Source organism: Vibrio sp. OPT46, from assembly GCF_015163535.1.
Taxonomy (GTDB): Bacteria; Pseudomonadota; Gammaproteobacteria; order Enterobacterales; family Vibrionaceae; genus Vibrio; species Vibrio alginolyticus.
The window spans coordinates 1-802 of record NZ_JADDYG010000422.1; the positions used below are offsets into that span (position 1 = coordinate 1).

The 802-nt window shown below is 42.3% G+C and carries 2 protein-coding genes; both read right to left on the reverse strand.

The window, feature by feature from the left end:
• Positions 1-154 precede the first annotated feature (154 nt).
• A complete protein-coding gene (locus tag IQR33_RS18865; protein ID WP_017634694.1) occupies positions 155-397 on the reverse strand; it encodes a hypothetical protein in 243 nt (80 codons plus the stop codon).
• A gap of 111 nt (positions 398-508) precedes the next feature.
• Positions 509-802 (reverse strand): response regulator (locus IQR33_RS18870; RefSeq protein WP_193843926.1); only part of this gene is annotated, 294 nt, incomplete at its 5' end.

Here is an 802-nt window from a genome sequence, read left to right on the forward strand (position 1 = left end):
GAATCTGACAAGATGTGAATACTGAGGAAGTTAAGGTAAGAATAGTAACGCTTAGTATATCGTACAGCCCGCAAGCTTCTTCCACGTCGAAACAGCAAGTGGAAGGAATAAAAATTGCCGCGTGAAGCGGCAATAGAGTTGAGAGTTTTAAACCTTAAGCCACACGTTGATATTGGGAAATAAGCGTTTTTACATCTTCTAAATAGCCTTCCCGCAGTAAGTTATCGACCGTTGCTTCTAGCTCTTCGAGAGACATCGTGAAGCAAGTGGATTTACCAGTCATCAGGGTCAGATATTGATGATACTCTTCTTCTGTATAGTGGCCTAAGCGATCAAGTAACAGTGTTTTGATTCCATGATGAATCAAGCCGTAGTATGTATGTCGATGAAGTAACATGGCGATCTCCTTATCAAGCTCATACGCTACTCATTTGCAGCCTGCTTGACCTTCTGGATAATTCGATTTACTCCAATAATGCACATCTAGTGCCAATTCTATATTTGCAAATTAAAAAGTGCTGGAAGGTGCAAAATTCTCGTTCTGTAACCATCTTTGGATGACGACTTGAAGTGCATTTAACGTGGTGGGCTTTTCGAGCCTGTCATCCATGAGTTTCGAAATTAGCTCCAACTCTCTAGCTCCAGACTCACCAGATAAGGCAATGATTGGAACGGAGGATGTGATTTGCTTAATCCGCTGGCTGGCGTCAAATCCATTCATTACCGGCATTTGGACATCCATAAGAACGAGATCAATCTTGTGAGAGTGGAATAGTTCTACCGCAGAGGCTCCATTATTTGC

Bases quoted from the DNA above. Each gene is read 5' to 3' on its own strand.
- IQR33_RS18865 (WP_017634694.1), bottom strand. From the start codon at position 397: ATGTTACTTCATCGACATACATACTACGGCTTGATTCATCATGGAATC.